We start from the raw sequence: 2,004 nt of genomic DNA, 5'->3' as shown, positions 1-2,004 counted from the left end.
CCCGGATTCCGAGGAACTGGCGCGGCTGCAGAAAAAACTGCCGCAGTGGATGCGCAATGCCGACCCGGCCGATCGCTTTGCCTATCACCGACACGCCCTGGAACTGGCCAGCGATGTACAGCGCAATTTCTGGTGGTGCGCAAATGGCAGAAGGCGTTGCTGATCGTCGGCCCCACCGAGGATGACCAGGCCTACGCCGCCGCCCTGCGCCGCGCCGCCAAGCGCTTCGGGGTGAAACTGGTGGCGGAGAAAGCCTGGCGCTTCGATAACGACCAACGCCGCAGCGCCCAGGCGGACATGCCGCTGTTCACCCAGACCGCCGAATACGACGTGGTGCTGGTGGCGGACGAGCGCGGCGACTTCGGCGAGTACGTGCCCTACCAGACCTGGTACCCGCGCCCCGTCGCCGGCACGCAAGGCCTGACGCCCACCGGCTGGCACAAAACCGTCGAGACCTACGGCGCCGCGCAATTGCAAAAACGCTTCGAGGCCCTGGCCGGGCGCTGGATGAACGACCGCGACTTCGCCGCCTGGATGGCCGTGCGCAGCGTCGCCAGTGCGGTGAGCAAGCTGCGCCAGGTCGATCCCATGACCATCCGCCAACTGGAAATCAGCGAGCAACTGCCGCTGGACGGTTTCAAGGGCCGCAAGCTCAGCTACCGCCCCTGGAACGGCGAACTGCGCCAACCGATCCCCATCGTGCAACCGCGCGCCCTGGTCAGCACCTCGCCCCAGGACGGTTTCCTGCACCCCTTCAACGAAATGGACAGCCTGGGCTACGACAAGCCCGAGGTGACCTGCCGCTTCCCCTGATCGCTCACACAATAATAAGGAATCCGCCATGCGCCGCACCCTGCTCTCATGCGCCCTGCTGCTTGCCGCCGGGCACGCCGTGGCCAGCACCGCCTGGGTCTCCAACGAGAAAGACAACACACTGAGCCTGATCGACATGCAGACCCTGCAAGTCACCGACACGCTCAAGGTCGGCCAGCGCCCACGCGGCCTGCTGCTGTCCCATGACAAGAAGCTGCTGTACATCTGCGCCAGCGATTCGGACCGCGTGCAGGTGATGGACGTGGCCACGCGCAAGATCATCAAGGAACTGCCCTCCGGCAAAGACCCCGAGCAGTTCGCCCTGCACCCCAACGACCGCTGGCTGTATGTGTCCAACGAAGACGACGCACTGGTCACGGTGATCGACACCGAGACCTCCAAAGTACTTGGCCAGATCAGCGTCGGCGTCGAGCCCGAAGGCATGGCCGTCAGCCCGGACGGCAAGTGGGCGGTGAACACCAGCGAAACCACGAACATGCTGCACTGGATCGACACCAGCACCCAGACCCTGGCCGACAGCACCCTGGTGGATCAGCGCCCGCGCTTCGTCGAGTTCAACCACGATGGCGCGCAACTGTGGGCCTCGGCAGAAATCGGCGGCACCGTGACCATTCTCGATGTGGCCAGCCGCGCGATCCTCAAGACCCTGACCTTCAAGATCAAGGGCGTCCACCCAGACAAGGTGCAGCCGGTGGGGATCAAGCTCAGCGCCGACGGCAAGTACGCCTTTGTCGCCCTGGGCCCGGCCAACCATGTGGCGGTGATCGACGCCAAGACCTTCGAGATCCTCGACTACCTGCTGGTGGGCCGCCGCGTGTGGCAGATGGCATTTACCCCGGACGAAAAACAGTTGCTGGCCACCAATGGCGTCAGCGGCGATGTGTCGGTGATCGATGTGGACAGCCTCAAGGTGATCAAGTCGGTGAAGGTCGGGCGTTATCCGTGGGGCGTGGTGGTCACGCCATGAATGCCCTGGAGGTGCGCGACCTGAGCTTCGCCTATGGCGCGCGCCAGGCCTTGCACGAGGTGAGTTTCAGCCTGGCGCCGGGGCGCTTTGCCGCGTTGCTCGGGCCCAACGGTGCCGGCAAGTCGACCTTGATCGCCCTGCTCACGCGCTTGTACGACCTGCAAAGCGGCGACATCCGCGTGGACGGCCATTCCCTGCGCGAC

General features: G+C 64.9%; 2 protein-coding genes and 1 pseudogene. All 3 read left to right on the top strand.

Features of this window, described 5'->3' with window-relative positions; all coding sequences use genetic code 11:
• A pseudogene (locus L9Z73_RS29830) lies at window positions 1-813 on the top strand (hypothetical protein); the annotation flags it as partial.
• 28 nt (window positions 814-841) lie between these two features.
• Window positions 842-1,801, top strand: coding sequence for a YVTN family beta-propeller repeat protein (locus L9Z73_RS29825; RefSeq protein WP_247408513.1), 960 nt, complete (start codon window positions 842-844; stop codon window positions 1,799-1,801).
• The coding region (locus tag L9Z73_RS29820) for an ATP-binding cassette domain-containing protein (RefSeq protein WP_247408511.1) at window positions 1,798-2,004 on the top strand (207 nt) is incomplete at its 3' end. The genes L9Z73_RS29825 and L9Z73_RS29820, both read left to right, overlap by 4 nt.

The sequence above is a fragment of the Pseudomonas emilianonis genome (genome assembly GCF_023072625.1).
GTDB lineage: Bacteria > Pseudomonadota > Gammaproteobacteria > Pseudomonadales > Pseudomonadaceae > Aquipseudomonas > Aquipseudomonas paraveronii.
The sequence above is the reverse complement of the archived record's forward strand: the minus strand, read 5'-3'. Positions and strand labels throughout refer to the sequence as shown.